Source organism: Marinobacter sediminum (assembly GCF_023657445.1).
Classification (GTDB): Bacteria; Pseudomonadota; Gammaproteobacteria; order Pseudomonadales; family Oleiphilaceae; genus Marinobacter; species Marinobacter sediminum_A.
Genome location: NZ_JAGTWY010000001.1, coordinates 2,714,452 through 2,739,447, shown reverse-complemented (window position 1 = coordinate 2,739,447; position 24,996 = coordinate 2,714,452). Strand labels below are relative to the sequence as shown.

The window sequence follows — 24,996 nt, the reverse complement described above, 5'->3', positions numbered from 1 at the left end:
CCAACTGAATGTTGTAATGTCAGCGATGGGCGCACCGTTCTTTTCGTGTAGGTTACCTCCAGGTGATGGCCACAGCGGTATCGGCAGTTAGTAATCGCAGAGGTGGTCGACCTCTGTTTCGTCTACCGAGTGCCGAAAAATATGCTTGCGATCTTCCCGTTGCGACTAACAACTTCTAGTTCTTGCAAGCTAGGATCGTAAGAGCCAATGCCGCTAAAGTCGCCATTGCGATCACTTGCTGAAGCGTAAGATAAACTGCCGCAGTTGGAGGATGAATAATCTACCTCAAACACATTGATGCTCTGATCTGGAATGGTAATTTGACCGTTGAACACGCAACCGGTCTGGTCGCTACCAGTAACTGTCCCGTCCGAAGCGATGGTGACAGATGAGGTCAGATACCCCGGCTCGTCCATGGTATAGGTGCCGGAAATATCGGACAGAGTTATCCCTAAGTCGCTGTAAGTGTTTTCCCGTTGAAGTGTGCTATCCGAATAAAATCCAGATGCAGTAGCACGTAGCTCGGCTGTCTCTGAGGATGTAACCGTCCCTGAAATTGAGCCGCTGGTTAGCTCCCAGCTCTCGTTCAGCACGTAGTCTGTCCCTGTGCCTGAGATGACGTCAGGTGATGAAAAGGTAAGGGTGCCGAACGTGAGGTCCTGATCGCTAAATGCTACGGCGAATGCGCCTGAAGGGCTTAGCAAGCTTAATCCCTCTAGGGTTGAGCCGTCAGCAAGCTCTGTTGTTACGTAATATGCGCCTGGCTTGAGCTCGGTCTGTTCCACGGTGGTGGAATCAGAAGTTGAGCTGGAGCCGCCCCCTCCTCCGCACGCAGAGAGCGCTAGGGCTGCGCAAGAAAAAGTAACTCCCATATATGCCCGTTTGGTCCGTAACAACATAAAACTTCCTTTGTAGTGTCTTAGCGTTTTCTGGGTAGTCCCTGACTCGAGGGAGTGGCTGGCCGTTAGGGCTTGCCATGTTCGATTATTGTTAAGTGAGTAACTATTGAACTATAAAAAGGTAGGCTGCTTGTTTCTTTATAGCAAAGCGTTAATTAGTTATTTAACAAATCTTTACGTGATTCTCTGTATAAGTTACAGCGAGTCTTTGCACGGAGGGTTGGGCTTTCGCCTGAGGCGTTGCCTGACTGTTGAGTTACGGAGCAGTTTTTGCTCTGGGTTTTTCCTAGCTGTCCAGCAATTCGCAATGCTCGATCTGCCATGAGGATAAGGAGCTTGTGGTATAGCTCCGAGTCAAGCCGAAGTGCCGTCTCGGAGCGCCGCAGTAGCTCTTCTGCCTCCTCGCCTAGGGTGTTGCGCAGGTTGGCTAAAGAATTTGCTTCGGGTGGAGTCTCAAGGACCATACATGTTCCGTGTCGAGGACGGGGGCTCTACCGTTTTCTCTAGGAATCTCCGACTCGACTATCACTTCTTTCCGTTTGGTGGCGCACTTGGGGTCGCTGAGCTTTGATTCGTACCACTTGTCGGCCATGTGATGAAGCTGGGGTGTCTCAATCTGAAGCTCGCCTCTGTATTGAGCCCAAGCGTTGGCAATTTGTGCATCGACTTTGGCGCTCAGTTCGTGATGACGTATCCGAGCGATTGCCGGGTCTGCGGACTTTAAGCTCTCTTTAATCTCGTGCTTGCCGAAGTAGGGACGTAGTTTCTCTGGGATGCGTTTTCGGTACTGCAAGTTGGATGTCTCGGGGCGTCGATGAAGGCTCGATCGTATGCGGATAACAGTCACGGTGTGTACCAGTCTTTTGTACCAGTTCGGTAGTGGGTAAAGACCGTAAGCAACTGTTTTTAGGTATAACCTATTGAAATTAAAGCTTCCCGGGCTGCCGTTATCGGATGTGGTCCTTGAACCCAAAGTTCAAGGTCGGTGGCCGCTGTGACATATTAGGCTTTCCCCTGCCGGGGACGTGCTCACAATGCCCTGAAGTAGCCACCTGGGTAATGCGCATCGGCTCGAGGACGAATCCGACCAGCGAACAGCCCAGGAAGTTAATCCCATTATACGGGCACAGCCGGGGCTGATTGCAATACCTGTTTCGGAAACTCCTTCGCTCACCTACGGAATCTCAGTGCCCCGACGAATCGCCCAGCGCGGTATCCAGTTTGTTGTCCATGGCCTTGAGAATGGTGCTGGTGGCATTAGACATGGTGTCCCGCTCCAGCATTTCATGGGTGATGTTCAATGCGGCCATGACCGCGATTCGCTCGGTGCCGAATACCTTGCCGCTGGCGCGGATTTCGCGCATCTTGCTGTCGAGGTGCCGGGCGGAGCGAAGCAGGGCTTCGCGTTCCTCCTCAGGGCAGGCAACCAGGTATTCCTTGTCGAGAATCTTCACCTCAACGGTGGTGGGTTGCTGTGACATCAGTGGTGCTCCAGTGCCCGCAGGCGGCCAATCATGGCTTCAATCTTGTTTTTGGCAAGATCATTCTTGTGCATAAGCTGGGCCCGTTCCCGGTTCCAATCATCCTGCAGCTCCCGCAGCGTGGCGTTATCCCGCTCCAGTTTCTGACAGTGCTCGATCAGCTTATCCAGCTTGTCCGCTAATACCTGTACTTCGGACTGTTCCATCACGTGCCCAACATCGGTTGTTGTGGTTGCAAGTAACTATAAGTGTGGACGCTAAGTCGGTCAATTTACAGGCTTGTCATGGCCCGATTAGCGTGACGCCTGTCACTCCTCGCGAGAGTCCCCCAGACCGAGTGAGCGGCTCAGGCGCCAGGCGCCAAACGCCGGCCCCAGAGCGACCAGCAAGGCGGTGACCGGCACGGACGCGAGTAAACCCCATTCAACGGTATTGAGAGGCCTCAGGTGGATTTGCAGGCCATAGGTTTCCAGCAGCCATGGACTTAGCGCGGATACCACGAGGGCGCCAACCGCTATAGCTGCGACGCAGGCCACCAGAGCGAGAGCAACACATTCGATCAGATAAAGAGATGCAATCAGGCCGGGAGAGGCCCCCGTCGCTCTGAGGACTGAGATTTCATGGGCGCGCTGAGCCTGCAGAGTCAGCAGTACGGCCATTAGCCCAATCAGACTGGTAATTACGACGAAGCCGGTAATGCCCAGCAGGGCCCGTTCAAATTGGCCCATGAGTCGCCAGAGTTCGCTCAGTGCAACGCCGGGCAGAACGGCAGAGAGGGGTTCGCCGGAATACTGGTTGATTTCGCGCTGCACCCTGAAGGTCAGGATTTTGCGTTTCAGGCCTGCAAAGGCGGCCGTGATGGCATCTGGGGCGAACGTCCGGCCTTCCGCCTGTTCCGGTGTGAGGGTGCGGCCGGGGATCGCCACACCGGATTCCCAGCCCACATGCATGGCTTCCATTCCTGCAAGGCTGATGTAGACAGCCTGATCCACTGGAGTACCCGTGTCATCAAGAATGCCGGTGACCGTGAAGGGCGTGTCGTCATGATTGGAAAAGCTGGTTTGACCGCCACCGTGGGAAAGCACGGCGCTGTCGCCCACGGAGTGCTGTAGGGCTCTGGCGGCCCCGGCTCCCAATACCACGTCAAAAACCTTATTAAACCACTGGCCCTCGGCCAGGGTCAGTGACTGGCCCCGGCCGAACCGGAAGTGACGCAGGAATTGATCATTCGTGGCGACAACCCGGAAGCCACGGTAGCTGTCCCCCAGGGAAACCGGAATCAGCCAGTCAATTCGCTCGTCCTGGCTCAGATCCTGAAAGGTGGACCAGCGGATGTTGTTGGTGGCATCGCCAATATGAAACACCGTATAAAGCAGAAGGTTCAACTGGCCGCTGCGGGCGCCGATAATCAGATCGGTGTCGCTGATGGTACTGGTGAATGACTGTTTCACTTCCGTCCGCAGATATTGGATGCCCAGCAGCAAGGTGACACTCAGGGTGAGTGTCAGACAGACCAGTGCCAGCACCCGGCGACGATGCCAGAGGCTGGCACTAGCGAGTGATAATGCCAGGCCGGCTTTCATGTCTCTGTCCCCTTCAGGTGAATCTGATGGTGGAAATGTGTCGACAGGGAACGGTCATGGCTGACGAACAGAACTGAAGTGTTCCGCTCCTCGGCCAGTGTGAGCAAAAGGTCCAGAAATCGGTCCCGGTTGTCGCTGTCCAGAGCGGATGTGGGCTCGTCTGCCAGAATGATTTCGGGGGCGCCGATCAATGCCCGGGCGGCGGCAATCCGTTGCTGTTGCCCGATGCTGAGCCGGGTGACCTTGCGCTTCCAGTGATCCGCAGGTATCGCGAGAGCTGTCAGCAACCGTTTCGCCTCCTGGTCTGGACCGGGGTTGGCTGCGTTGCGTCGGGAGCTGGAGAGCCGGCAGGGCAGAGTGACATTGGCTTGTGCCGTCAAATAGGGAACCAGGTTGAATTGCTGGAAGATGACGCCGATGTGATCGGCCCGGAAACGGTCCCGTCCGCTGGCGCCCAGCTCGGGCAGGTCGCTGCCCAGCAATCGGATTATGCCACTGGCAGGTTTCAGCATACCGGCCAGCAGGCTCAGGAACGTGCTTTTCCCGCTGCCGCTGGAACCATGGATAAAGAGATGCTCGCCCGGGCTAAGGTTCAGGTCCGGGAATCGGATCGCCGGTTGCTGGCTACCCCATCGAAAAGAGAGATCGCGGACCTCAATGGCTGGCGAATTGCCCGGGGAACCGTAATCCATAAATTCTGTCTTGCTGGTCATGTTGGTCGCTATCTGCCCGGTGTATGATTGCCTGACTTTCTGTTCCAATTCCGGAGAACGTTTTTCGATGACTCGCTCTGTTTATCATTCCTTCGCAGCGCTACTGCTAGCAGGATCGCTGGCGCTGCTGCTGAGCCTTTCCTTTCACGCCCACGCAGAGCTCCGTGAAATTGACTGGCTGGAAATGATGCCGGCCGAAGATCTTTCGTTGCTGGAAAATATGCCAGAACTGGAACATGAGGGCGATGGTCCGCCGCTGTTACCGGACGAAATCATGACTGGCCGCGTGGTGCCGGAAATGGACGGCGTGGAAGGTCGCATTCCTGGCTTTGTCGTTCCTCTCAAGACCACGGACGACATGCGCATCCTTGAGTTCTTTCTCGTGCCCTACTATGGCGCCTGTATCCACGTGCCGCCTCCGCCGCCCAACCAGATCATCCACGTAAAGTTCGAGGAGGGGTTCACTCTGGAAGCATTGTATGACCCGGTCTGGATTGAAGGAACGTTGGCCATTCAACGCACCGAAAATGATCTCGGAACCTCTTCCTATTCCATGGTAGCGGAGGACGTGGCGCTTTATGAGCAATAAATTCAGCGACCGAGGCTGACGCTGTCCTCGCCATGTTTCAGCCGGGTTGAACCCTGGCCCTCCGGACCTGCCCAGGCGACCTCCAGGTGTTCCAGTCCGGGAAAGCGCGAGGTCAGCGGTGTTGTCAGTGAGTCAGCTTCTTCGAGACCGGGGCAGTCCAGTACCTGGGTTACCTCGAAATCAGCATGCTGGCTGTGTTTGTCCTCATTGTGCTCGTCTGCTCCGGCAACCTCATACTGGGTGGCTGCCGCATGAACCGTGCAGGTTGCCTCCGATGTATTGACCAGAGGTGTCTGTTCCAGCCAGAAGAGTGCGGCGTCTGCCTTCTGGCGCTGGGCCTGCGTCCGGGCATGATGCTCAAAGCCGACGACATTATAGGCCGGTGACAGAAATAGCAGGTCGACCTGGTTGCCACTGATGGCCAGCTGAAGTTCTGCGTGGCCATGCTGATGGGATGCCGGGTTGTCCGCCGCAAGGGTAGTTGTGCTGGCCAAGGCTGAAGTGGCAATGAGAGCGTAAAGTATTCCTGAGCTCATAGCGTTGTCCTGTGGGCTAAAACGATATGTTATAACATATTCTGTTCTGGCGCCTGGAAAAGCAACCGATCAGTGCCTTGAGGGCCCCTGAATGCTAGGATAGAAGCTTCATTCAACAACACAGGATTGTCCTGGTTCATGTCAGAAACCGACACCTCCGGTGCTGCCCGCGCCGCTGAATTCGAGCGCTGGGCCAACGTATTTACTGCCCACAAGGCGTTCAGCCATCCCTCCGAACTCCATGGTTTGCTCTGTGGTCGCTTATCAGCCGGCTCCCGTATTGAAGAACCAGAGTGGCTGGCCATGGTTTGTGAACACATGGGGCTGCCCGAGACCGCCGTCGAGGAATCCGATGACCTGGCGCCGTTTATGAAGAAGGCTTATGACCAGAGCCTCGCACTCTTGAAATCGGCAGACATGAGTTTCCATCCTTTACTGCCTGATGATGATTACGCCATTGGGCAGCGCCTCGAGGCCCTGGTTGCCTGGGTGCGCGGTTTTCTTGAGGGTATGGCATTGTCAGCGGGTGAATCCCTCGGCCAGGCGCCGGATGAGATTCGGGAACTGATCGAAGATATGGTGGCCATCAGCCAGCTCTCGGAAGATGAAGATGCTGATGATGAGAGCGAACAGCAGTTGCTGGAGATCACCGAATATATCCGGCTGGGGGCCTTGGCCGTGTTTACCGAGTTTAATGCCCCGGAAAAGCCGGCTTCTCAATCACCGACCCTGCACTGAGCGGGTCGCACACTGCGGGAGAGTTTATGCCGTCAATGATACCCGTTAAGGAATTTGCAGAGCGCCGTGGCCGGTTGATGGAGCGCATGGCGCCCGAGAGCATCGCCATTATTCCTGCCGCGCCCGAGCGTGTGCGCAACCGGGATGTTCTGCACCCGTTTCGACAGGATAGCGACTTTCAATATCTGACGGGCTTTGGGGAGCCAGAGGCTGTACTGGCCCTGATTCCGGGGCGTGAGCACGGTGAATCGGTGTTGTTTTGCAAAGAGCGCAATCCCGAGAAGGAAATGTGGGATGGTTTCCTGGCAGGACCTGAAGGCGCCATTGAGCGATTTGGTTTGGACGACGCCTTTCCGATTTCTGACATTGACGATATTTTGCCGGGCATGATCGAAGGCCGCAGCCGGGTTTACTACCCGCTGGGCAAAGATGACAGCTTCGATTCCAAGGTCATGGACTGGGTCAAGGTGATCCGCAGCAAGGTTCGCACCGGTGCCCACCCTCCCGGTGAGTTCGTGGCCCTGGAATACATGCTTCATGACTTGCGTCTCTACAAGAGCGCTAATGAAATCAAAGCGATGGCAAAGGCTGGTGAGATCAGTGCCGCCGCACATTGCCGTGCCATGAAACGTGCCCGAAAGGGTGGCCACGAGTACAACCTGGAGGCCGAACTGATCCACACATTTATGGATCATGGTGCCCGTTCCACGGCTTACCCTTCCATCGTGGGTGGAGGCTCCAATGGCTGCATCCTGCACTACATCGAGAACAGCGCCCCCCTGAAGGAAGGCGATCTGGTGCTGATTGATGCCGGTTGTGAGTATGAATGCTATGCCTCTGACATTACCCGGACCTTTCCGGTGAGTGGCAAATTCAACTCCGAACAGCGGGCGCTTTATGAAGTGGTGCTGGCGGCCCAGTATGAAGCAATTGACGCAGTGCGCCCGGGCAACCATTGGAACCATGCCCACGAAGCCGCGCTCAAGGTGCTCACCCAGGGCCTGATCGATCTTGGGCTGCTGTCCGGAACCGTTGACGATGCCATCGACAATGGGGCGTACAAACCGTTTTTCATGCACCGGACTGGTCACTGGCTGGGCATGGATGTTCACGATGTGGGCGATTACAAGGTGGGCGATGCATGGCGTGTGCTTGAGCCCGGCATGACACTGACGGTAGAGCCCGGCCTGTACATTGCGCCAGACAATACCAGCGTGGATGAGAAATGGCGTGGTATCGGTATTCGCATCGAAGACGACGTAGTGGTAACCAAAGAGGGCTGCCGGGTACTGACCGATGGCGTGCCCAAAACGATCACCGAGATCGAAGCACTGATGGCGGACTGATACCGTGACCCGTTCCGATACTGATCTTGTTATTGCTGGTGGTGGTCTGGCCGGGGCGACTCTGGCGCTGGCGCTGTCTCGCGCAGTGCCATCGCTCAGGGTAACTGTGGTTGAGGCTTTCCCATTGTCCGCGGATGCCTTGCCTGAAGACTATCAGCCCAGCTATGACGCGCGCTCCACGGCACTGGCCTGGGGCTCCCGGCTGATTTTCGAGGAGCTGGGGTTATGGTCACGATTATCGGAACATGCAACACCGATTCGGCGTATTCACGTTTCGGACCGCGGACGTTTCGGTGCAACCCGTCTGAACGCAGCGGAACACCAGCAGGAAGCCCTGGGCTATGTAGCGGACAATCGCTGGATGGGGCTCTGCCTGATGCGGGAGTTGCTGGAAACCAATGTTCAGTGGCGGGCGCCGGCCGAAGTGGTGGATATGATGCCTACGCCGGACGGAGTCTGCGTCTCTCTGAAGACTGGGGAAGACATCAGCACCATGACCGCTCAGTGCCTGGTTGTTGCCGACGGAGGCCGTTCCGGTCTGCGGGAAAAGCTGGGCTTCCAGACCCGAAAGCACAACTATGGTCAGAATGCGCTGATAGCCAATGTTTCGACCTCTGACTGTCACCAGTTTACCGCCTTTGAGCGTTTTACCGACGCCGGCCCGATGGCGCTCCTGCCCCATGGCTCTCCTGGCCGCGCCGGCAACCAGTCGGCGCTGGTCTGGACGCTGTCTGATGACGCGCTCCAGGACATTCTTTCCCTGTCTGATGCAGACAAATGCCAACGGCTTCAGGCGCGGTTTGGCTGGCGACTTGGCCGCTTAACCCGCATCGGGGAGTGCAGCCATTACCCGCTGACACTTACCACCGTGGATGAGCCGGTTAGGCCCGGTGTGACTCTGGTGGGGAACGCGGCTCACGCCTTGCACCCGGTGGCGGGACAGGGGTTCAATCTGGCTCTTCGGGGGTTGATGACTTTGGTGGAACAGTTCCGGTTAGCGGTGGAACAGGGGCGGTCGCCGGGCGATCTTCAGGTTTTGCGTCGCTACCAGCAATTGCACCGTCAGGACTGGCAACAGACCGTACAGTTCTCGGATTCCCTGATTCGTATTTTTGGTCAGTCGCTGACGCCATTGGCCGTCGCCCGCGATGCTGGCCTGGTCGGTCTGGATATGCTTCCCGGGGCCAAGCGCTGGTTTGCCCGCAAAGCCATGGGTATTGGCGGGCGTCGGGCTGTCATTACCGGGCCGGGGAGCGTCAACAGGGAGTCGGCAGACCATGAATGACGTCCGGATGTACGACATCCTGGTGGTCGGTGGCGGCATGATTGGTTCCGCCCTTGCTCTGGGCTTGTCCCGGCAGGGGTGGCAGGTAGGCCTGGTGGAAGGCGGCGAGCGAGCGACACTGCTCCAGACCCCGGACCCCGCGAAAGGCGTAGAGGATTTCGAGCCCCGGGTCAGCGCCATCTCTGTCGCCAGTCAGCAGCTGCTGGCCTCTCTGGGGGTCTGGCAGGACGTCATGGATGGGCGCCATTGCGCCTATCAGAAGATGACCGTCTGGGACGGCGAAGGCACTGGCCGCATACATTTTGATGCTGCCGAACTGCGGGCTCGCGCCCTCGGCACTATTGTTGAGAATCGCAGCATCGTCAGGGCTCTTCTGGCCGCTCTGGAAGTCAGTGACGTCGATCTGACTGATGGTGTGAAGGTGACAGGTTGGTGGCAGGAGGGTGAGCAGCGGGGCATTGAGCTGGCCGATGGCGAAAGGCTGGGGGCGGAGCTGGTAGTTGCGGCCGATGGTGCCCATTCCCGGCTACGTCAGTGGGTTGGTCTGCCCACCCGCGAATGGGACTATGATCAGCAGGCGATCGTCTGCACCGTGCGTACGGCCCAGGGTCACGGGTTTACTGCATGGCAGCGGTTTTCTCCCACTGGTCCTCTGGCGTTTCTGCCCCTGTTAACCGAGCAGGGTGACGATCATTTCTGTTCCATTGTCTGGTCCCAGGATACCGACGAGGCCCGGCGGCTGATGGCGCTGGATGACAGGGCATTCACGGCCGAGCTGGAAACAGCCATTGAGCGGGAACTTGGTGCCGTTGAAGCCGTCTCCCGGCGTTTTGCATTTCCGTTACGGCAACGCCATGCCAAGGATTACATCGCATCCGGCTTCGCTCTGGCAGGGGATGCGGCGCACACCATCCATCCGCTGGCCGGGCAGGGAGCAAATCTCGGTTATGGTGATGTCCGGGCCTTGCTTGAGGAGCTTTCCCGGGCGAAAAGGACCGGTCTGAGCCCTGGCCATGACCTTGTATTGGCGCGCTATCAGCGTCGTCGAAAAGGTGAAAACCTGGCTATGATGGCCGCAATGGAAGGCTTTAAGCAGCTGTTTGCCCGCGATGAATTGCCGCTGAGGTGGCTGAGAAATACCGGGATGCGCTGGCTTGACGGTCTCGGGCCGGTGAAGAACCGGATTGCGGCAGAGGCCATGGGACTCGGGCATTAACCGGCTGACCGCTGGACCCAGAAGGCCACGTCCTGCTCTTCCAGGAAGCGCTCGGCGCCTGCTCCCTGGAGCATGGCGAAGGTTGCGAGCATGCCGGCCAGTGTGCAGGTGGGTGCTGCCACGGTGACGCTGTGGGGGGCACCCGGTACCGGCCAGCCTGTGCGCGGGTCGAGTATGTGGCTGTAACGGACGCCATCTTTCAGCAAATACCGACGGCTGTCGCCGCTGGTTGCCAGGGCACCGCCGCGCAGGGACAGGGTTTCGCTGCTGTCGGTCAGCTTCCGGTGATTCTCCACTCCGACAATCCAGGCCTTGCCATTGGCCCTCGGCCCGCTGCATGCCAGGTCTCCGCCGAAATTTACCAGCACCGAACTGCCTTCAGGCAACGATCGTTTGAGGTCCAATAGTACCCTGTCTACCGCGTATTCTTTGCCGATCCCACCGAAGTCGATTTCCATGCCTTTCGGCAGGGTCAGAAGCGGACGCTGCCAGTTAAGTTTGTCCCAGCCGACCAGGTCCAGCAGGGCGTCAGTTTCGTTTTTTTCCGGCAGATGATCACTGCCGTCAAAGCGCCAGGCCCGGCGCAGAACCCCTGAGGTTATGTCGAAGCGACCGTCACTGAGTTCATGGCACTGGGCGGCATAGTCCAGCATCAGGGCCAGCTCATCATCCACGGTAACCGGTTCACCCTTGCTCTGGTTAATCCGGTCGACGGGGTTGCCGGAAACATAACGGGAAAATTTGCGCTCCAGTCGCCAGGTTTCCCGGGCTGCATGGAATAACGCCTGTTCGGCATCTTTTCGCACGACGCCATCCAGCAGGATCTCGCATGGACTGGCCATGGCCTCAAACCGGCCGTGCCAGGAGCGTTGCTGGCCCGTGAGCCGGGGCAGTGGGTGTTTGGCGGGGTTATCTTCGGGGCTGACGGAGATCGTGGTCATGGGTTCCTCAGGCATCCCGCCACCGAAAAGCTGGCGGGATGCACCGGGTAGAGCAGGGTTCATCAGAAACTATAGCTGAGTTGAAGCCACATGGCATTGGTGTCCGGATACAGGTCCTGGCTGGCAAGTTTGCCGAAGCCCTTGTCACCGTCATTGGTCTGGATCAGGTATTCCGCCCGTACTGCCAGTTCCCGGTCTTCGTCAAAGCGATAGCCCCACTTGGCACCGAAGGTCAGTCCGGTCAGTTCGCCCAGCCGGTAATCGGCACTGGCTTCCGACTGGGTCGGTGTTCCACCGTTATACTCGGTCGCCGTCAGGTACCGCTTGTAGAAGTCGGCTTCGGACTGGAGGTAGTACCGGAAATGAGGTTCCAGGTAGCTCTTGTCCATTTTCCAGCGGTACTTGAGATCAACCGTATGGGAGGTGATGCCCCAGTCGTCGACCATGAACCGGTAGGAGCCGTCCATCACGTCCCCGTTTTCCAGCATGTACTTGGTTTGCCAGTAGAGCGTGTGCTTCATACGGGTATCTGGACGGTTTTCATACAGGTAGACCGGGTTACCATCGGATTCGATCAGATTGCCGCCATAGTTGGCGCCGCTTGCGTCGTCGATGATACTCAGGATCTTGTACGGATCCGTAAGATAACCGCTGGAATAGCTGACGCCGTAATTGAATTGCATCAGGGTGCGGCGGTTGATGACCTGGGTTACACCGAACAGCGCATCCACCAGAGTCTTGGTGTCATCGCTCTCACGGGTCGCGGCGAATTCCTGATCGAACTGTGCCTGGGTCTTGTTGGCTTTCAAGGGCATCCTCGACAGGCCTATCGGTGCCCCGCCCACCGGATCCACGATATCGACGCCCAGAGACAGGCCGCCAGTCAGGGTGGTGTTCTTGTTGTTGAGGTACCGGGAGAGGCTGCCGTTTACCGCTGTGGAAAGGTAGTCATACTCTTTTGAACCATAGGCACCAACGGTGTAGGTGTAGTCCCGGTTCAACGGAGCAGTCCAGGAGGCGGAAAGGGCAACGCGGGTATCCTTGAAGCTGTCATCAAGAGGCGCATCACCGGCAGCGACATCATAGCTGCCGCTGCCGGACGGCCGGGTAAAGGTTTGTGGCAGGTCACTGGGTGTTGCGCCGGAGGGCGATGCACCGGTGAGGGTATCGGCAATCAGCTTCAGGTTCAGCTTGCGGTCACCGTCATAATTTCGGGTGGCGCTGATCACCGGTTCTGCGGCCTGCACCCTGTCATCCGTTTCCGAATAGACCAGCAGGGCTGTTTCTACATCCCACTCGCCGGGTTCATCCCTGGCCAGAGTGTCTGTTGCCTGAACGCCGAGCAATGCGCAGGTGGCGGCCGCCAGAGCGCGGCCTACCGGCTTGCCATTCTTTTCATTATTGGTCAGTTGCATCCGCAGCCACCTCCGCCAAAGCCACGCCCGCCACTGGACGCTTCCTTACTGAAATAGATGTGGTCATCAAGACCGGCATCCACGCCTGAGACCGTTAACTGCATATCGGGATCAGCCAACAGGTCGCGTTCCCAGGGCTTGACGCCCAGGTTGCTGCAACCTGCCATTGCCACAGTTGTGACCAGCGTCAGCGCAATGCCGGCCTGCCTGAAGCGGCGACCGGTAAACCAGGTGCTATCGGGCATGTTCTACTCCTTGTGGTGAGGCGGGCGCTCAAAGGCGCCGTATCAGTTCTGTTCTGTCCGCAGCAGACTGCGGATGTCCGCTTCGTACTTGTCCTTGCGGTCATTGTGAAATCCGATGTGCTGGCTGTGGATGAAGCCATTCCGGTCAATCAGATAGGCACTTGGCATACCCATGACCTCGTATGCTTGCGGTGTTTCGCCGTCAGGGTCATACGCCACGGTGAAGTCCGCCGGAATCTTTTCAAGAAACGCTGCAGCTGCCCCGGGGTCCTGATCGAGATTGACCGCAACCACTTCAAATCCCTGGTTCCGATATTTGGCCTGCATGTCATTCATCCAGGGGAACGACTGGCGGCAGGGGCCGCACCAGGATGCCCAGAAATCCAGAAGCACGACTTTGCCGCGCATGTCAGAGAGGCTGATCTGGCCGTTCCTGGTAGGCAGGTTCAGTTCAGGTGCGGGACCGGTGGTTGCAGCCAGAGTGTTAATGCTCAGCAGTGCGGTACCTAAAAAGATTGCAGCGCTTCGGATGAGCCGGCTGTATGCGGGGGTTTCTGACAAGGACATGGGTACTACTCCAGTTGATCACTGAAGCCAGTTTATGAATGTAATCTTAAGGAAGCCTTAAGGGTGGCCAAGGATACTGAAAACAAATGTGTCTGTGGTTGCGGCTCTGGAGAACAGGTGTATGGCCCTCAAGAAACCTCTTGTAATAAGACAGGCGGGCGGGATTCAGCCCGGGATGCTTCTGGGATTTCTGTTACTGCTGGTTTCGTCCCTGCCGGCATTCGCGGCGGCTGGCGATATGGAAGAGGAGTTTCTTCCGGTAGATCAGGCGTTCCGGCCTGATGTCAGCTATAACGAGGGCGTACTGTCGATTGGCTGGCAGATTGCGCCGGGATATTACCTGTATCAGTCCAGGATCTCGGTAGAGGTCGCCGGAAAAAAAGCAGCGGCCGGTGAATTTGCCTCCGTACCGGAGATCAAGGAGGACCCCTGGTTTGGTGAACAGGCCGTCTTCCATAACACTGCGGCATGGCAGATGCCGGTTAAGCTGGGTCAGGCAACCGAGGTGCGTTACCGATACCAGGGTTGCGCTGAAGAGGGTCTGTGTTATTCGCCGCAGACCCGGACTGCGACGGTAACACCCGCCTCGGGCTTTTCCGCTTCCGGGCCTGCCGAAACGGCTGAAGCAGGCTTTGTCAGCCCGGGTAACGCCGCGCCAGAGTCGCCTCCTGCAAGTGAGGCTGAGGGCCTCGCCGGTCTTCTTGACGAAGCCGGACTGGTTGTCATTCTGGGGACCTTTTTCCTGCTAGGGCTGGGGTTGACCTTCACACCCTGTGTCCTGCCTATGGTGCCTATCCTTTCCAGTATCATCGTGGGTCAGAACCAGTCCGCGTCCGCGACAAGAGGCTTTTCCCTGTCACTGGCTTATGTCATGGGCATGGCCGCCACCTATACCGCGCTGGGTATCACCGTTGGTTACCTGGGGGCTCGTGCCAACCTGCAGGCTGCGATGCAACAGCCATGGGTGATTGTTGTTTTTGCCGTGTTGTTTGTCAGTCTGGCCTTGTCCATGTTCGGGCTGTTTGAGCTTCAGTTGCCCGCGAGCCTGCGCGATCGCCTTGACCGTCTCGGCCAGAAATCCAAAGGCGGGCAATGGTTTGGCGTGGCCTTGATGGGGCTGATCTCCGCGTTGGTGGTATCGCCCTGTGTGTCAGCACCTCTTGCCGGGGCTCTTCTTTATATCTCGACCACGGGTGACGCTGTTATCGGTGGCAGTGCGCTGTTTGCCATGGCGCTGGGGATGGGCGTCCCGCTGATCCTTATTGGTACCACAGGTTCCAGGATTCTGCCCAAGGCCGGGCTCTGGATGGAGCGGGTCAAACAGATTTTTGGGGTTGGCCTGCTTGTCGTCGCGCTTGGACTGCTGGAGCGTATCCTGCCAGAGAGTGCGGCGCTGGCTCTTTGGGGTGCTCTATTGCTGTGGTGTGGCATCCAGCTCGGCGCTCTTGACGGTGTTACCAAAGGCTGGGAAGGATCACGCAAGACAGCCGGAGTACTTTTGTCGGTTTGGGGGGTGTTACTGGTGCTGGGCGCGGCCCGGGGTGAGGGCTCGCTCTGGCAGCCACTGGCCGGGTTTGGTATTGCCTCAACCGAAGCCCGGGAGTCGGCCAGCCGTTTTGAAGTAATTGAAGATATCGGCGATCTCGATGTTGCCCTGGGCAGCGGCCGCCCGGTGATGGTGGACGTATATGCTGACTGGTGCATCAGCTGCAAGGTCATGGATGAGGAAGTATTCAACACCCGGGATGTGATGGCCTGGTCGGATCAGGTGCGTTTCATCAAGCTTGATGTCACCGACTTTTCGCCGGCACAAAAGCGCCAGCTTGAAAGTTGGCAGGTTCCCGGGCCCCCGGCAGTGCTGTTCTTTTCCGGGGGTAATGATGTTCCGGAAAATCGCCTGCTTGGTGAGGCGTCGCTCGAGTCTGTGGTCACCGGGCTGAAAAAGCTGGGTTCCTGAGGGTTCCTGTTTCGGATAAACTCGGCCAATCCGGAACCGCTACGCTAAGGACGTCAGCCCCATGGCAGGAAGCAGTCTGCTCGCGCTCATTGATGACATCGCCACCATTCTGGACGATGTCTCTCTGATGACGAAAACCGCCACCAAGAAAACCGCAGGCGTTCTGGGGGATGATCTTGCCCTCAACGCCCAACAGGTCACTGGAGTGAAGCCGGCACGTGAGTTGCCAGTGGTCTGGGCTGTGGCGAAGGGTTCCTTCGTCAATAAGGCGATCCTGGTCCCGGCAGCGTTGGCCATCAGCTTTTTTGTGCCCTGGCTGGTTACGCCGTTGCTCATGCTGGGTGGCGCCTTTCTGTGTTTCGAGGGCTTTGAAAAGCTGGCCCACAAGTTTCTGCATCGCAAGGAAGATCAGGAACACAAGAGTGAACTGAAAGAAGCGCTGAAAAATCCAGATGTTGACTTCAAGGCTCTGGAGGAGCGCAAAATCAAAGGTGCGATTCGCACGGATTTCATTCTTTCTGCAGAAATTATCGCCATCACACTCGGTACCGTGACCGGGGAATCCATCGGCATGCAATTTCTGGTGCTGGCGATTGTGGCCATCATGATTACCGTGAGTGTTTACGGGTTGGTGGCCGGTATTGTGAAGCTGGACGACGGTGGTTTGTATCTGAGCCGGAAGGACAACGAACTGAGCCAGAAGGTTGGGCGGGGAATTCTCTGGCTGGCCCCCTACATGATGAAAACATTATCCATTCTGGGCACGATAGCCATGTTCCTGGTAGGCGGTGGAATCCTTACCCATGGCCTGCCACCGGTTTACGATGCAATTCATCATTTTGCCGAGGGTTTTGGTGGATTGGGCAGTGCCGTGGTTCCCACCCTGGTTAACGGCCTTTTCGGGGTTCTGGCTGGTGCTTTACTGGTAGCGATCGTTACTCCGGTGCAGAAGCTCTGGGCTGAACGATCCGCCTGAATTAAGTGCAGGCGTCGAACAGTCTGCTTATCAGCACTGGTACTGCGGTTTCCACGCGCAGGATGCGTGGTCCGAGATGGACGGCCTCGCAGCCTGCCTCTTCGAGTTTTCCGACCTCATAGGGCGTAAATCCGCCTTCCGGCCCGATACACAGGGCCGCTGGCTCGCTCAGTTGCGTTGGGCATGGAGTGCTGGTGCCCGGGTGGGCAACCAGAGCTCTTTTCCCGGAGAGTAATGCGGGTAGCTCATCCTCGACGAATGGTTTGAACAGCTTGCGGATATGAACCTCTGGCATGACGGTATCTCTGGCTTGCTCCAGGCCCAGGGTGAGGTTTTCCCGCAGGTTGTCATCGGATAGCCAGGGTGTTTGCCAGAAGCTTTTTTCCACTTTGTAACTGTTGATCAGCCATATATCTTTCGCACCCAACGTTGCGCAGGTCTGAAGAACACGACGGAACATCTTGGGGCGGGGCATGGCCATTATCAGCGTGAGGGGCAGGGCCGGCGGAGGAGCCTGGTCGAACGCTACTGCCAGCTCAGCCTCGGAATCGGTCAGGCGGAGCACTTCACCCGTGCCAATATTGCCGTTAACGCACCCCACCGGAACGTGGTCACCGGTATTCACTCTGACGACGGATTGCAGGTGGGTTAGCCGGCGCCCTGTAAGCAGCACCCGGTCCGGACTGGTGAAATCCTCTTCAAACAGTAGCGCCAGATTCATTCGCCGGACGGCTCTTCCGGTTCCGGTTCGTTCACTTCCCGTTTGGCCAGGCGGCCGAAGATGATGCCGAATTCAAACAGGATCCACATGGGCACGGCCAGCAGGGTCTGGGAAATGATGTCCGGCGGAGTCAGCAGCATACCGATAATGAAGCAGGCAACCACGACATAGGGACGTTTGGCCGCCAGGTCGGACGGCGTGGTCGCACCGGTGAGGATCAGCAGAACCGTAGCAATGGGGATTTCGAAAGCGACACCGAACGCAAAAAACATTTTCAGTACGAAGTTCAGGTAACTGGTGATGTCCGGCAGCTCAACAATACCTTCGGGCCCGATCGCGGTGAAAAAGCCAAACACCAGCGGGAAAACCACGTAATACGCAAATGCAGCCCCCAGATAAAAGAGGATGACCGAGGTGAACAGCAATGGGAAGGCGAGGCGCTTCTCATGTGCGTACAGGCCCGGGGCAATGAAGCTCCAGAGTTGGTAAAGAATAATGGGAATGGCGGCAAAGACCGCCAACACCAGAGCCAGCTTCAGGGGAGCGAAGAAAGGCGAAGTGACGTCGGTGGCAATCATGGTCTGCCCGACTGGCAACAACTCCCTGATCGGCTGCGACAGCCAGAGGTAGAGCTCATTGGCGAAGGGGTAGATTGCCGCGAAGCAGATCACCACTGCCAGAACCATTTTGAGCAAACGGTTACGGAGTTCCAGCAAATGCTCGATCAAGGGCATTTCCGGGTGTGTCGAGGTAGCTTGATTACCGTCTGGGCTGGAAGTCATGAACGATTATCCGACCGGGGTTCGGGCTGATCTTCGCCTTTGGCCCCGGTTTTGTTTTCCGGTGCTGCGGTTGTATCGGCCTGAGCGTTGCCGGTAACCTCGTTTTCCTGCGTGTCACTGTCATCGGATGTCTGGTCAGCCATCCGGCGGGTCGCCGGTGCAGGGCGAGGTTTGCTGGTTTCGCTTTCGGGCATGATCATGTGTTCGTATTTCTTGGCTTCGTCCAGAGCCCCGCGGACAGTTTTCTGAACGTCATCAAGACCGACATCACCCGCTTTGCGGAGCTCCTCGCGAAGCTCTTCTGCCTTGAGCTGGCGGTCCAGTTCCGAGGTGAACTGGCCAACCATGCGCCGGGCACCGCCGACCCACCGTCCGGCAGCGCGCGCTGCCGTCGGCAATCGTTCGGGACCTAGCACCAAGAGTGCAATGACGCCACAAATCAGTAGCTCAAGAAAGCCGATATCAAACATTCAGCCTGGTCTCAGCTGTGGGACTTGTCCCGTGGCTTTTCTTCCGCCTTGGCCTGCTGCTGGCTCTGGCTCTGCGACTCGGTATCCTCGTCCAGGGACTCCGGGTCCGCGGTCTTGCTGTCTTCATCACTCATGGACTTTTTGAAGCCCCGAATGGCACCGCCAAGATCGCTGCCGATGTTGCGCAGTTTCTTGGTTCCGAACAACAGGATGACAATGCCGAGTACGATAAGAAGTTGCCAGATACTGATACCCATCACGGGATCCTCGTTTTAATGTTTCTGTTTTAATACATTGTACGTTATCAGAACGGGTTGGCGGAAACCCCCGGAAGGGGTACCTCACCCATCAGTCGCTCCGGGAAGCTTTTTCTTCCAGCCCTGAAAGGTCAAAACGCCGTGCAAGTTCGTCCAGGACCTCTGTCGGACTGAGGCCAAGCCGGGACAGCATGACCATGCTGTGAAACCAGAGATCAGCGGTTTCATAAACCACCTCTGCGGTATCGCCGGAGTGCTCTGCATCCTTGGCCGCCAGCAGGGTTTCGGTGCATTCCTCGCCCACTTTCTCCAGGATCTTGTTCAGGCCCTTGGCATGAAGGCTGGCTACGTAAGATTTGTCGGGATCCGCTTGCTTCCGTTCTTCCAGTACCTGTGCCAGGCGTTCGAGTACGTCACTCACCTTGTGCTCCTCAGTTGCTGCCATAAATGGTGTCAGGATCCTTGATGACAGGTTCGACACTGACCCATTGCCCGTCTTTCAGAGTCCGGTAAAAGCAGCTGCGCCGGCCAGTGTGGCATGCGATGCCGCCTTTCTGTTCTACCTTCAGCAGTATTACATCCTCGTCGCAGTCCACGCGAATCTCTTTGATCACCTGTTGATGGCCGGAGGTTTCGCCCTTGCGCCAGAGTTTTCCGCGGGAACGCGACCAGTACACGGCCTGCCCTTCTTCAGCGGTCAGGCGAAGAGATTCCCGGTTCATCCAGGCCATCATCAGGATATCGCCGGTGACGGCGTCCTGAGCAATAGCGGGAACCAGTCCATCAGCAGTCCATCGGATGGCTTCAAGCCAGTCAGGGTTATCGACATTATCGGACAAGTTTTGCATTTTTATGAATCCTGAACTCTTTATCATTTATCGGCTGCCGCGCAGCACCAGTCCACCAGCTGCCGCAAGCAGTGCCCAGCTCCAGAGCGGAACGGTTTCCACCCACATCCTGGCCTCTGGCTGAGTGCCAAGGATAGCGGCGCCTGCCAGCGCCAGCGCGATCAGCCCACGTCGCCAGCGGCGGTCCGTCCGAACCTGCTGCTCCCGCAAAAGCTCCAGCGTTGCATGGTTTTGCTGCTCCGTGGGTCCCGCATGTCGAAGTTGCAACAAGGCATCATGGACCAATTGTGGCATTTCCGGCGATTGTTCAAGCCAGGAGGGCAGGTGGGACTGCAGTGACTTGATCAGCCCTGATGGTCCGATGCGTTTGCGCATCCAGCTTTCGAGGAAAGGCTGGGCAGTGCTCCACAAATCCAGTTCCGGATAAAGCTGCCGGCCCAACCCCTCTACGTTGAGCAGAGTTTTCTGCAGCAGTACCAGCTGCGGTTGGACCTCCATATTGAACCGGCGGGCGGTCTGGAAGAGGCGCAGCAGGAAGTGACCAAAGGAAATGTCCTTCAGTGGTTTCTCGAATATCGGCTCGCACACAGTGCGGATGGCTGCTTCGAATTCGTTCACCCGGGTATCCGGCGGCACCCAGCCAGACTGGATATGCAACTGTGCAACCTGCCGGTAGTCCCGGCGGAAAAAGGCTAGCAGATTGCGGGCAAGGTAGCTCTGGTCATCCGGTGCCAGGGTACCGACAATGCCGAAATCGATGGCAATGTATTTCGGATCACTGGGGTTGGATACGTCCACAAAAATATTGCCGGGGTGCATGTCGGCATGGAAAAAGCTGTCCCGGAAGACCTGTGTGAAAAAGATTTCCACGCCTTTCTCAGCCAGCACCTTCATGTTGACCCCCGCCGCCTTCAGGGCCGGTATATCGGCAATGGGGATGCCGTGAATACGCTCCATCACAAGAACAGGCTTGCGCGTGTAATCCCAGTCAATGAACGGGATATAAATCAGTGAGGAATTTTCGAAGTTCCTGCGTAACTGGCTTGCGTTGGCGGCCTCGCGCTGCAGGTCGAGCTCATCATGGATGGTGGAGTCATAATCTGCGACCACGTCCACGGGGTGCAGACGTTTGCCCTCGGACCAGTACTTTTCCAGCAGGCCGGCCATCAGGTACATCAGTGCCAGATCCTGGCGAATGACTTTTTCAATGCCCGGGCGAAGAACCTTGACCACTACCTCCTGGCCGCTGATCAGAGTGGCTGCGTGCACCTGGGCCACTGAGGCCGAGGCCATGGGGTCCGGGCTGAACTCTTTGAACAGGTCCGAAACAGGCGCGCCGAGGGACTTCTCGATAATGCCGCGGGCAACATCACTCGGGAATGGCGGAACCCGGTCCTGCAGGTTTTTCAGGGATTCGGCCATATCATCCGGCAACAGGTCGCGACGGGTAGACAGAATCTGGCCGAACTTGACGAACACCGGCCCCAGCTCTTCCAGGGCCAGCCTAAGGCGGTCACCGCGGCTGAGCTTGGGTTGCGGGAACAGGTGCCAGGGCGCCAGCAGGAAAAATATCTTGAGCGCAGCTGGCAGCTCCGCCAGTGGCAAAAACGTGTCCAGCCGATAACGGCAGAATACCCAGGCAATTCGGAACAGGCGTTGCAGGCGGGTCACAGGTTCTCCGGTTCGTCAGTGTTACCGCGGTTTTCAATCTGGTTCAGGCGCGCTTCCAGGCGCTCGGTGCGGAGGTTCAGGTCGTCGATGTCCTCAAAGGTGGCCTCCAGTTCGCGGCGGCCGGGCAACACGCGGCTTTCCTCGTGCACATATTCTTCGATGTTGGCGTTCAGCGAATGGAAGGCCTGTCGGCTCCATTTCACGGCACTGCGGACGCGCTTTCCGAGAAAGTGTGCCGGTACATCGCCAAGGTGCGCAGCCATGGCCGCCTCCCAGTCCGGATCCAGCTGGTTGAGTGCCCGCTGGAGCTGATGGGCAAGGGCCGTGTCGCCGGTAACTGCGAGCCGCCCATCACTGAATATCCGGTCGTCTCCGGTGGCCAGTGCGGCGAACGCTATGGGTTTTCCACTGATTTCCAGCGCTGGCGCCTCGGCCGGTTGACTGCTGACCTGAACCCGCTCACCAACCCGGGACAGAGCGTAGCTGAGAGGGAACGGTGCGGTAATGCTGAACTGTACCGGGCACTGCAGTGCGCCCAGCAGTGCCTGCTGGCCAGCCGGATCCAGTTCGAGGGCCCGGTTGAGCGCACCCTCGACGATAGCTGTCACAGCGGAAAGCAGGGTTGGACCGGGAAACATCAGGGTTTGATTCCCACGTGCAGTGCGACGATGCCGCCGGTCATATTGTAATACTTGCAGTTGACCAGTCCGGCATTCTCCATCATGCCCTTCAGGGTTTCCTGATCCGGATGCATACGGATGGACTCGGCCAGGTATTTGTAGCTTTCGCTGTCACCGGCAAACAGCTGGCCCATCAGGGGCAGCGCGCTAAATGAATAGGTGTCGTAAGCCTTGCTCAGCAACGGATTGGTCGGCTTGGAGAATTCCAGGATCATCAGCTTGCCGCCGGGCTTTAGCACTCGCATCATGTCACGGAGGGCCTGATCCTTGTCAGTGACGTTCCGCAGGCCGAAGGCAATGGATACCGCATTGAAATTGCTGTCCGGGAAGGGCAAGTGTTCGGCGTCTGCCTGCACATATTCGATGTTGCCGGCATAACCGCGATCAGTCAGGCGGCTACGACCGACCTGCAGCATTGAGGCGTTGATATCGGCCAGCACGACCTTGCCACCCGGTCCTACCAGATCGGAAAACTTCATGGTCAGGTCGCCGGTACCACCGGCAATGTCCAGTACCTGGTGGCCGGGGCGAACACCGGAGAGTTCAATGGTAAAGCGCTTCCAGAGGCGATGAATGCCCATGGACATCAGGTCGTTCATGAGGTCGTACTTGCCGGCCACACTATGGAATACTTCGGCCACCTGGCCCGCCTTCTGGCTTTTTGGCACGTTACGGAAGCCAAAATCGGTGACGTCGTCCTGGCCCTGACTGGATTGGGCCTTGCTGGCTGGCGTTTGTTGCTCGCTCATGTGAGAAGTCCTGTCTGAATCTGAACTTCGTATTCTAACGGTTGCCGGGGTTGCTACAAGGGTGGCTACAAGTTTAATACCGCCTTACACTGTAAAACCGGCAATTTTGCGAGAGAAAACTGATTTATGTCCGTAATTGATATACACCGTCCCCATACCCTCGACAAGGAACATGCCCGGGGAGTTGCAGAAACCCTGGCCCAGGACCTGTCCCGGCAGTTTGATGTGAATTACGAGTGGCAAGGGGATGTGTTGCGCTTCAAACGCAGTGGCGTGAAGGGGCAGCTAACCATCGATCATGCGGATCTGCACGTTCACCTGGAGCTGGGCATGTTGCTGAGACCCTTCAAGTCAAAGATCGAGCACGAAATTCACTCCCAGCTGGATCAGATCATCAAGGTCTGATGGGCCGAGACGGCCCTTTCAGAGGTCGCCCGGAAGACGGAACGGATCCGGGTGACCGTTCAGAATATTCGCCATTACCTGCCTTTCCCGTGTTACAAGTCGCTCAATCAGATGTTCTACATTGTCCATGTTCCGGAAAGCGGTATAGCCCCGGTGCAGGAAATTGTGCAAGTCGCTCAGGTCGGCCATCTCTGCGGGCGCTCTGCTCATGGTTAACAGCCAGCCCAGCGTGCGGTTGCGGACATAACGGTCAAGCTGTCCGCCAACGTCAGCCACCAGGTCAATCTGTCGCTCTCGCTGTGCCAGTCGCTGGCTGCAACGGTATGCGTCACAGTAATGTGCGGTCGGCAGGTCGGTGGTGGATATGCCCTGCTCATGGAACAGCTCTGTCAGCTCAAGGTCCAGCTGCTGGGTGATCAGGTTGAGCTCTACGAGTCCCGCGAAAGTGTCCAGTAAATTGTCCGGTAACCACTTGACCATCTTGGGAAAAATTCGATCGATGTTGTCGTCCCTGCGGGTCATCCCGGCAGGGGCGTAAAGGTCGGTCAGCAGGAATTCCAGGCCGGTATGGTAGCCAGGGTGCTGGTGTAGATCCTGGTGGGTGGCTTTCAGGCGCCTGGCTTGCCAGTCCGATACTTCGAAGGTGTTCTCCCGCAACGAATGAACTGCCTTGTGTTGACGGAAATCGTGGTAGTCGAGCAGCAGTTGCTGCAGCCGTCGGGCGCTGTCGGAATTGACTTGGGTAGCGACAAGGCGCTCGCGATACATCTTGGCTGGCTCCGTTAAACCATAAGAGAAAGACTGACCAGTTTAACGGAGGTTGGCGGATGGTGCAGTAAGACTAACCCTGAGCAGTGGCAGGAAGCGTGTCGAAACCTGGTACCCACTCCTTGCTGTCAAGGGTGATGAAGTGGCTCGGAGCCTCAGTTTCCACGATGCGCATGGTCGTCGGGCTATGCCGGGCGCTGGCCAGCATGGCGTTGCGATCCAGGATTCTGTCCACAGCCGGAATCAGGAAGGTGCCGTAACGAACCTGGTTATAGATACTGGTATCGGTCCGGGTCATCCAGTCCATGATGTCCTCAATATTGCGGACAATGGTCAGGTGATCCCTGGTGGCAGAGAACAACTTTCCGAGCAACTGCTTCTTGCGTGGATTCATTTTCCCGAAGAATGTCTGGCCATAGGCCGAAGACGGCGCACTGTTGATCAGGCGAATCAGCCACGGCCACATGCCATGGCTTACCGGCTCCAGCAGAGTTGTGACCAGACCATGAAGTTTTGCCTGGGGCAGAACCGGCGCTTCCAGTACCAGTTCCACCTCTTCGAAAAGCTCGGGGCGTTGTTTGATCGCCTCCAGAATGACGGCGCCGCCACGGGAATGTCCATGGACACGCACATTGCGTGTGGTCGGAAGATTCGACAGCGCCTGGTTCAGGATGCAGGCATCGTATTCAATGGTGCCTGCCAGGCTCTTGATCGATACTTCCCAGTCCGGAGTTTCGGGCGTGACCCCATTGACCGGGATATGGTAATTACTGCAGGTCAGCAGGATAAGTTCAGTGGTAGGCGCTTCATAGGCCTGGGTGAAGTAGCAGTGATTTTCGAGAAAGCCATGCACCCCCACAACGGTCTGCTCGGCCTGGCCGCTATGATTACGAACCGAGACGGCGCCATGGCCAACACGATACACTCTCCCGGAGAACATCTCTGAGTAGGCGCTTTCGATTGGCTTGATCAGTTTGCGAACGTGGCTCGATTTCATGATGGCTCTCCTCCCGGCACTGCAACGGCCTGTTATTACTATTGGGTATGCCGGAAACGCTGTTTTACTCCGAACCGGTCAGGCAGTTATTGGCGCTGGTGACTGTATTTACGGTCAACCGGGGCCAATGGATGACGGTCCGAATGCTTCTAATAACCATT

The 24,996-nt window shown here is 57.3% G+C and carries 30 protein-coding genes and 1 other RNA gene; 8 read left to right on the top strand and 23 right to left on the bottom strand.

The genetic code is table 11. From position 1 onward, the window contains the following. Window positions 1-122: 122 nt before the first annotated feature. The 7 genes from KFJ24_RS13000 to KFJ24_RS12975 form a co-directional block, all read right to left on the bottom strand. Window positions 123-785, bottom strand: coding sequence for a hypothetical protein (locus KFJ24_RS13000; RefSeq protein ID WP_250831517.1), 663 nt, complete (start codon window positions 783-785; stop codon window positions 123-125). A gap of 541 nt (window positions 786-1,326) precedes the next feature. Next, entirely contained in the window at window positions 1,327-1,746 is a 420-nt protein-coding gene (locus tag KFJ24_RS18265; protein WP_350455575.1) for a DUF6538 domain-containing protein, read from the bottom strand. A gap of 82 nt (window positions 1,747-1,828) precedes the next feature. Beyond that, window positions 1,829-2,008, bottom strand: a non-coding RNA gene (gene ssrS / locus KFJ24_RS12995) — 6S RNA. A gap of 75 nt (window positions 2,009-2,083) precedes the next feature. Beyond that, entirely contained in the window at window positions 2,084-2,380 is a 297-nt protein-coding gene (locus tag KFJ24_RS12990) for a cell division protein ZapA (RefSeq protein WP_250831516.1), read from the bottom strand. After that, window positions 2,380-2,586 (bottom strand): TIGR02449 family protein, encoded by a 207-nt coding sequence (locus tag KFJ24_RS12985; protein ID WP_149598343.1) that lies wholly within the window; start codon window positions 2,584-2,586, stop codon window positions 2,380-2,382. Before KFJ24_RS12985 ends, KFJ24_RS12990 begins: the two co-directional genes overlap by 1 nt. 102 nt (window positions 2,587-2,688) lie before the next feature. Continuing rightward, the gene (locus KFJ24_RS12980; RefSeq protein ID WP_250831515.1) at window positions 2,689-3,963 is read right to left on the bottom strand and encodes an ABC transporter permease; all 1,275 of its coding nucleotides are present in this window, start codon (window positions 3,961-3,963) and stop codon (window positions 2,689-2,691) included. Continuing rightward, window positions 3,960-4,676: an ABC transporter ATP-binding protein gene (locus KFJ24_RS12975; protein WP_250831514.1), complete on the bottom strand. Its 717-nt coding sequence runs from the start codon at window positions 4,674-4,676 to the stop codon at window positions 3,960-3,962. The genes KFJ24_RS12980 and KFJ24_RS12975 overlap by 4 nt, the downstream gene beginning before the upstream one ends. Before the next feature lie 67 nt (window positions 4,677-4,743). Between KFJ24_RS12975 and KFJ24_RS12970 the strand changes: the two genes are divergently transcribed. Continuing rightward, on the top strand, window positions 4,744-5,265 hold the full coding sequence (locus KFJ24_RS12970; protein ID WP_434968014.1) for a DUF3299 domain-containing protein: 522 nt from the start codon (window positions 4,744-4,746) through the stop codon (window positions 5,263-5,265). Between the two features lie 2 nt (window positions 5,266-5,267). Here the strand turns inward: KFJ24_RS12970 and KFJ24_RS12965 are convergent, their stop codons facing one another. Beyond that, on the bottom strand, window positions 5,268-5,801 hold the full coding sequence (locus KFJ24_RS12965; RefSeq protein ID WP_250831513.1) for a ZrgA family zinc uptake protein: 534 nt from the start codon (window positions 5,799-5,801) through the stop codon (window positions 5,268-5,270). Between the two features lie 138 nt (window positions 5,802-5,939). Here KFJ24_RS12965 and KFJ24_RS12960 point away from each other — a divergent pair, with 138 nt between their 5' ends. Genes KFJ24_RS12960 through KFJ24_RS12945 form a run of 4 tightly spaced genes read left to right on the top strand, consistent with a single transcriptional unit; the run spans window position 5,940 to window position 10,386 of the window. Beyond that, window positions 5,940-6,539: a UPF0149 family protein gene (locus KFJ24_RS12960; RefSeq protein WP_250831512.1), complete on the top strand. Its 600-nt coding sequence runs from the start codon at window positions 5,940-5,942 to the stop codon at window positions 6,537-6,539. A gap of 26 nt (window positions 6,540-6,565) precedes the next feature. Then, complete coding sequence (gene pepP, locus KFJ24_RS12955; RefSeq protein ID WP_250831511.1) at window positions 6,566-7,885, top strand: Xaa-Pro aminopeptidase; 1,320 nt, start codon at window positions 6,566-6,568, stop codon at window positions 7,883-7,885. A gap of 4 nt (window positions 7,886-7,889) precedes the next feature. Continuing rightward, window positions 7,890-9,170 (top strand): 2-octaprenyl-6-methoxyphenyl hydroxylase, encoded by a 1,281-nt coding sequence (ubiH, locus tag KFJ24_RS12950; protein WP_250831510.1) that lies wholly within the window; start codon window positions 7,890-7,892, stop codon window positions 9,168-9,170. Continuing rightward, window positions 9,163-10,386, top strand: a complete 1,224-nt coding sequence (locus KFJ24_RS12945) for a UbiH/UbiF/VisC/COQ6 family ubiquinone biosynthesis hydroxylase (protein ID WP_250831509.1) — start codon at window positions 9,163-9,165, stop codon at window positions 10,384-10,386. The genes ubiH and KFJ24_RS12945 overlap by 8 nt, the downstream gene beginning before the upstream one ends. Here the strand turns inward: KFJ24_RS12945 and KFJ24_RS12940 are convergent. The 4 genes from KFJ24_RS12940 to KFJ24_RS12925 form a co-directional block, all read right to left on the bottom strand. Next, a complete protein-coding gene (locus KFJ24_RS12940; RefSeq protein ID WP_250831508.1) occupies window positions 10,383-11,327 on the bottom strand; it encodes an FAD:protein FMN transferase in 945 nt (314 codons plus the stop codon). The two genes, KFJ24_RS12945 and KFJ24_RS12940, sit on opposite strands and share 4 nt — an antisense overlap. Before the next feature lie 62 nt (window positions 11,328-11,389). After that, on the bottom strand, window positions 11,390-12,742 hold the full coding sequence (locus KFJ24_RS12935; protein ID WP_250831507.1) for a DUF3570 domain-containing protein: 1,353 nt from the start codon (window positions 12,740-12,742) through the stop codon (window positions 11,390-11,392). Continuing rightward, window positions 12,733-12,987, bottom strand: coding sequence for a DUF4266 domain-containing protein (locus KFJ24_RS12930; RefSeq protein WP_250831506.1), 255 nt, complete (start codon window positions 12,985-12,987; stop codon window positions 12,733-12,735). The genes KFJ24_RS12935 and KFJ24_RS12930 overlap by 10 nt, the downstream gene beginning before the upstream one ends. A gap of 42 nt (window positions 12,988-13,029) precedes the next feature. Beyond that, window positions 13,030-13,554, bottom strand: a complete 525-nt coding sequence (locus KFJ24_RS12925; protein ID WP_250831505.1) for a TlpA family protein disulfide reductase — start codon at window positions 13,552-13,554, stop codon at window positions 13,030-13,032. A gap of 121 nt (window positions 13,555-13,675) precedes the next feature. Between KFJ24_RS12925 and dsbD the strand changes: the two genes are divergently transcribed. Both dsbD and KFJ24_RS12915 read left to right on the top strand, forming a co-directional pair. Next, complete coding sequence (gene dsbD / locus KFJ24_RS12920; RefSeq protein ID WP_250831504.1) at window positions 13,676-15,511, top strand: protein-disulfide reductase DsbD; 1,836 nt, start codon at window positions 13,676-13,678, stop codon at window positions 15,509-15,511. Between the two features lie 61 nt (window positions 15,512-15,572). Then, on the top strand, window positions 15,573-16,487 hold the full coding sequence (locus tag KFJ24_RS12915) for a DUF808 domain-containing protein (RefSeq protein WP_250831503.1): 915 nt from the start codon (window positions 15,573-15,575) through the stop codon (window positions 16,485-16,487). Window position 16,488: 1 nt separating this feature from the next. Here KFJ24_RS12915 and KFJ24_RS12910 read toward each other — a convergent pair whose 3' ends face one another. From KFJ24_RS12910 to ubiE, 9 genes are all read right to left on the bottom strand, one after another. Further along, on the bottom strand, window positions 16,489-17,208 hold the full coding sequence (locus KFJ24_RS12910; RefSeq protein WP_250831502.1) for a 16S rRNA (uracil(1498)-N(3))-methyltransferase: 720 nt from the start codon (window positions 17,206-17,208) through the stop codon (window positions 16,489-16,491). Further along, complete coding sequence (tatC, locus tag KFJ24_RS12905) at window positions 17,205-17,990, bottom strand: twin-arginine translocase subunit TatC (protein ID WP_250831501.1); 786 nt, start codon at window positions 17,988-17,990, stop codon at window positions 17,205-17,207. Before tatC ends, KFJ24_RS12910 begins: the two co-directional genes overlap by 4 nt. After that, a complete protein-coding gene (tatB, locus tag KFJ24_RS12900; RefSeq protein ID WP_250831500.1) occupies window positions 17,987-18,460 on the bottom strand; it encodes a Sec-independent protein translocase protein TatB in 474 nt (157 codons plus the stop codon). The genes tatC and tatB overlap by 4 nt, the downstream gene beginning before the upstream one ends. Window positions 18,461-18,471: 11 nt before the next feature. Beyond that, window positions 18,472-18,717: a Sec-independent protein translocase subunit TatA gene (gene tatA / locus KFJ24_RS12895; protein ID WP_284709189.1), complete on the bottom strand. Its 246-nt coding sequence runs from the start codon at window positions 18,715-18,717 to the stop codon at window positions 18,472-18,474. Between the two features lie 91 nt (window positions 18,718-18,808). Further along, entirely contained in the window at window positions 18,809-19,138 is a 330-nt protein-coding gene (locus KFJ24_RS12890; protein ID WP_250832642.1) for a phosphoribosyl-ATP diphosphatase, read from the bottom strand. A gap of 10 nt (window positions 19,139-19,148) precedes the next feature. Further along, complete coding sequence (hisI, locus tag KFJ24_RS12885; protein WP_250831498.1) at window positions 19,149-19,565, bottom strand: phosphoribosyl-AMP cyclohydrolase; 417 nt, start codon at window positions 19,563-19,565, stop codon at window positions 19,149-19,151. Window positions 19,566-19,592: 27 nt separating this feature from the next. After that, the gene (gene ubiB, locus KFJ24_RS12880) at window positions 19,593-21,236 is read right to left on the bottom strand and encodes a ubiquinone biosynthesis regulatory protein kinase UbiB (RefSeq protein WP_250831497.1); all 1,644 of its coding nucleotides are present in this window, start codon (window positions 21,234-21,236) and stop codon (window positions 19,593-19,595) included. Then, complete coding sequence (locus KFJ24_RS12875; RefSeq protein ID WP_250831496.1) at window positions 21,233-21,874, bottom strand: ubiquinone biosynthesis accessory factor UbiJ; 642 nt, start codon at window positions 21,872-21,874, stop codon at window positions 21,233-21,235. The genes ubiB and KFJ24_RS12875 overlap by 4 nt, the downstream gene beginning before the upstream one ends. Next, window positions 21,874-22,665, bottom strand: coding sequence for a bifunctional demethylmenaquinone methyltransferase/2-methoxy-6-polyprenyl-1,4-benzoquinol methylase UbiE (ubiE, locus tag KFJ24_RS12870; RefSeq protein ID WP_250831495.1), 792 nt, complete (start codon window positions 22,663-22,665; stop codon window positions 21,874-21,876). Before ubiE ends, KFJ24_RS12875 begins: the two co-directional genes overlap by 1 nt. Window positions 22,666-22,791: 126 nt before the next feature. Between ubiE and KFJ24_RS12865 the strand changes: the two genes are divergently transcribed. Beyond that, a complete protein-coding gene (locus tag KFJ24_RS12865; RefSeq protein WP_250831494.1) occupies window positions 22,792-23,070 on the top strand; it encodes a polyhydroxyalkanoic acid system family protein in 279 nt (92 codons plus the stop codon). Window positions 23,071-23,088: 18 nt separating this feature from the next. Here the strand turns inward: KFJ24_RS12865 and KFJ24_RS12860 are convergent, their stop codons facing one another. Both KFJ24_RS12860 and KFJ24_RS12855 read right to left on the bottom strand, forming a co-directional pair. Further along, a complete protein-coding gene (locus KFJ24_RS12860; RefSeq protein ID WP_250831493.1) occupies window positions 23,089-23,838 on the bottom strand; it encodes an FFLEELY motif protein in 750 nt (249 codons plus the stop codon). 73 nt (window positions 23,839-23,911) lie between these two features. After that, complete coding sequence (locus tag KFJ24_RS12855; protein ID WP_250831492.1) at window positions 23,912-24,835, bottom strand: alpha/beta fold hydrolase; 924 nt, start codon at window positions 24,833-24,835, stop codon at window positions 23,912-23,914. Window positions 24,836-24,996: the final 161 nt, after the last annotated feature.

What these genes read in the sequence shown, in the direction of transcription:
- KFJ24_RS12990 (WP_250831516.1), bottom strand. Translation starts at nt 2,380, where the DNA reads ATGTCACAGCAACCCACCACCGTTGAGGTGAAGATTCTCGACAAGGAA.
- KFJ24_RS12985 (WP_149598343.1), bottom strand. Translation starts at nt 2,586, where the DNA reads ATGGAACAGTCCGAAGTACAGGTATTAGCGGACAAGCTGGATAAGCTG.
- KFJ24_RS12980 (WP_250831515.1), bottom strand. Translation starts at nt 3,963, where the DNA reads ATGAAAGCCGGCCTGGCATTATCACTCGCTAGTGCCAGCCTCTGGCAT.
- KFJ24_RS12975 (WP_250831514.1), bottom strand. Translation starts at nt 4,676, where the DNA reads ATGACCAGCAAGACAGAATTTATGGATTACGGTTCCCCGGGCAATTCG.
- KFJ24_RS12970 (WP_434968014.1), top strand. Translation starts at nt 4,744, where the DNA reads ATGACTCGCTCTGTTTATCATTCCTTCGCAGCGCTACTGCTAGCAGGA.
- KFJ24_RS12965 (WP_250831513.1), bottom strand. Translation starts at nt 5,801, where the DNA reads ATGAGCTCAGGAATACTTTACGCTCTCATTGCCACTTCAGCCTTGGCC.
- KFJ24_RS12960 (WP_250831512.1), top strand. Translation starts at nt 5,940, where the DNA reads ATGTCAGAAACCGACACCTCCGGTGCTGCCCGCGCCGCTGAATTCGAG.
- pepP (WP_250831511.1), top strand. Translation starts at nt 6,566, where the DNA reads ATGCCGTCAATGATACCCGTTAAGGAATTTGCAGAGCGCCGTGGCCGG.
- KFJ24_RS12945 (WP_250831509.1), top strand. Translation starts at nt 9,163, where the DNA reads ATGAATGACGTCCGGATGTACGACATCCTGGTGGTCGGTGGCGGCATG.
- KFJ24_RS12940 (WP_250831508.1), bottom strand. Translation starts at nt 11,327, where the DNA reads ATGACCACGATCTCCGTCAGCCCCGAAGATAACCCCGCCAAACACCCA.
- KFJ24_RS12935 (WP_250831507.1), bottom strand. Translation starts at nt 12,742, where the DNA reads ATGCAACTGACCAATAATGAAAAGAATGGCAAGCCGGTAGGCCGCGCT.
- KFJ24_RS12930 (WP_250831506.1), bottom strand. Translation starts at nt 12,987, where the DNA reads ATGCCCGATAGCACCTGGTTTACCGGTCGCCGCTTCAGGCAGGCCGGC.
- KFJ24_RS12925 (WP_250831505.1), bottom strand. Translation starts at nt 13,554, where the DNA reads ATGTCCTTGTCAGAAACCCCCGCATACAGCCGGCTCATCCGAAGCGCT.
- dsbD (WP_250831504.1), top strand. Translation starts at nt 13,676, where the DNA reads ATGGCCCTCAAGAAACCTCTTGTAATAAGACAGGCGGGCGGGATTCAG.
- KFJ24_RS12915 (WP_250831503.1), top strand. Translation starts at nt 15,573, where the DNA reads ATGGCAGGAAGCAGTCTGCTCGCGCTCATTGATGACATCGCCACCATT.
- KFJ24_RS12910 (WP_250831502.1), bottom strand. Translation starts at nt 17,208, where the DNA reads ATGAATCTGGCGCTACTGTTTGAAGAGGATTTCACCAGTCCGGACCGG.
- tatC (WP_250831501.1), bottom strand. Translation starts at nt 17,990, where the DNA reads ATGACTTCCAGCCCAGACGGTAATCAAGCTACCTCGACACACCCGGAA.
- tatB (WP_250831500.1), bottom strand. Translation starts at nt 18,460, where the DNA reads ATGTTTGATATCGGCTTTCTTGAGCTACTGATTTGTGGCGTCATTGCA.
- tatA (WP_284709189.1), bottom strand. Translation starts at nt 18,717, where the DNA reads ATGGGTATCAGTATCTGGCAACTTCTTATCGTACTCGGCATTGTCATC.
- hisI (WP_250831498.1), bottom strand. Translation starts at nt 19,565, where the DNA reads ATGCAAAACTTGTCCGATAATGTCGATAACCCTGACTGGCTTGAAGCC.
- KFJ24_RS12875 (WP_250831496.1), bottom strand. Translation starts at nt 21,874, where the DNA reads ATGTTTCCCGGTCCAACCCTGCTTTCCGCTGTGACAGCTATCGTCGAG.
- ubiE (WP_250831495.1), bottom strand. Translation starts at nt 22,665, where the DNA reads ATGAGCGAGCAACAAACGCCAGCCAGCAAGGCCCAATCCAGTCAGGGC.
- KFJ24_RS12865 (WP_250831494.1), top strand. Translation starts at nt 22,792, where the DNA reads ATGTCCGTAATTGATATACACCGTCCCCATACCCTCGACAAGGAACAT.
- KFJ24_RS12860 (WP_250831493.1), bottom strand. Translation starts at nt 23,838, where the DNA reads ATGTATCGCGAGCGCCTTGTCGCTACCCAAGTCAATTCCGACAGCGCC.
- KFJ24_RS12855 (WP_250831492.1), bottom strand. Translation starts at nt 24,835, where the DNA reads ATGAAATCGAGCCACGTTCGCAAACTGATCAAGCCAATCGAAAGCGCC.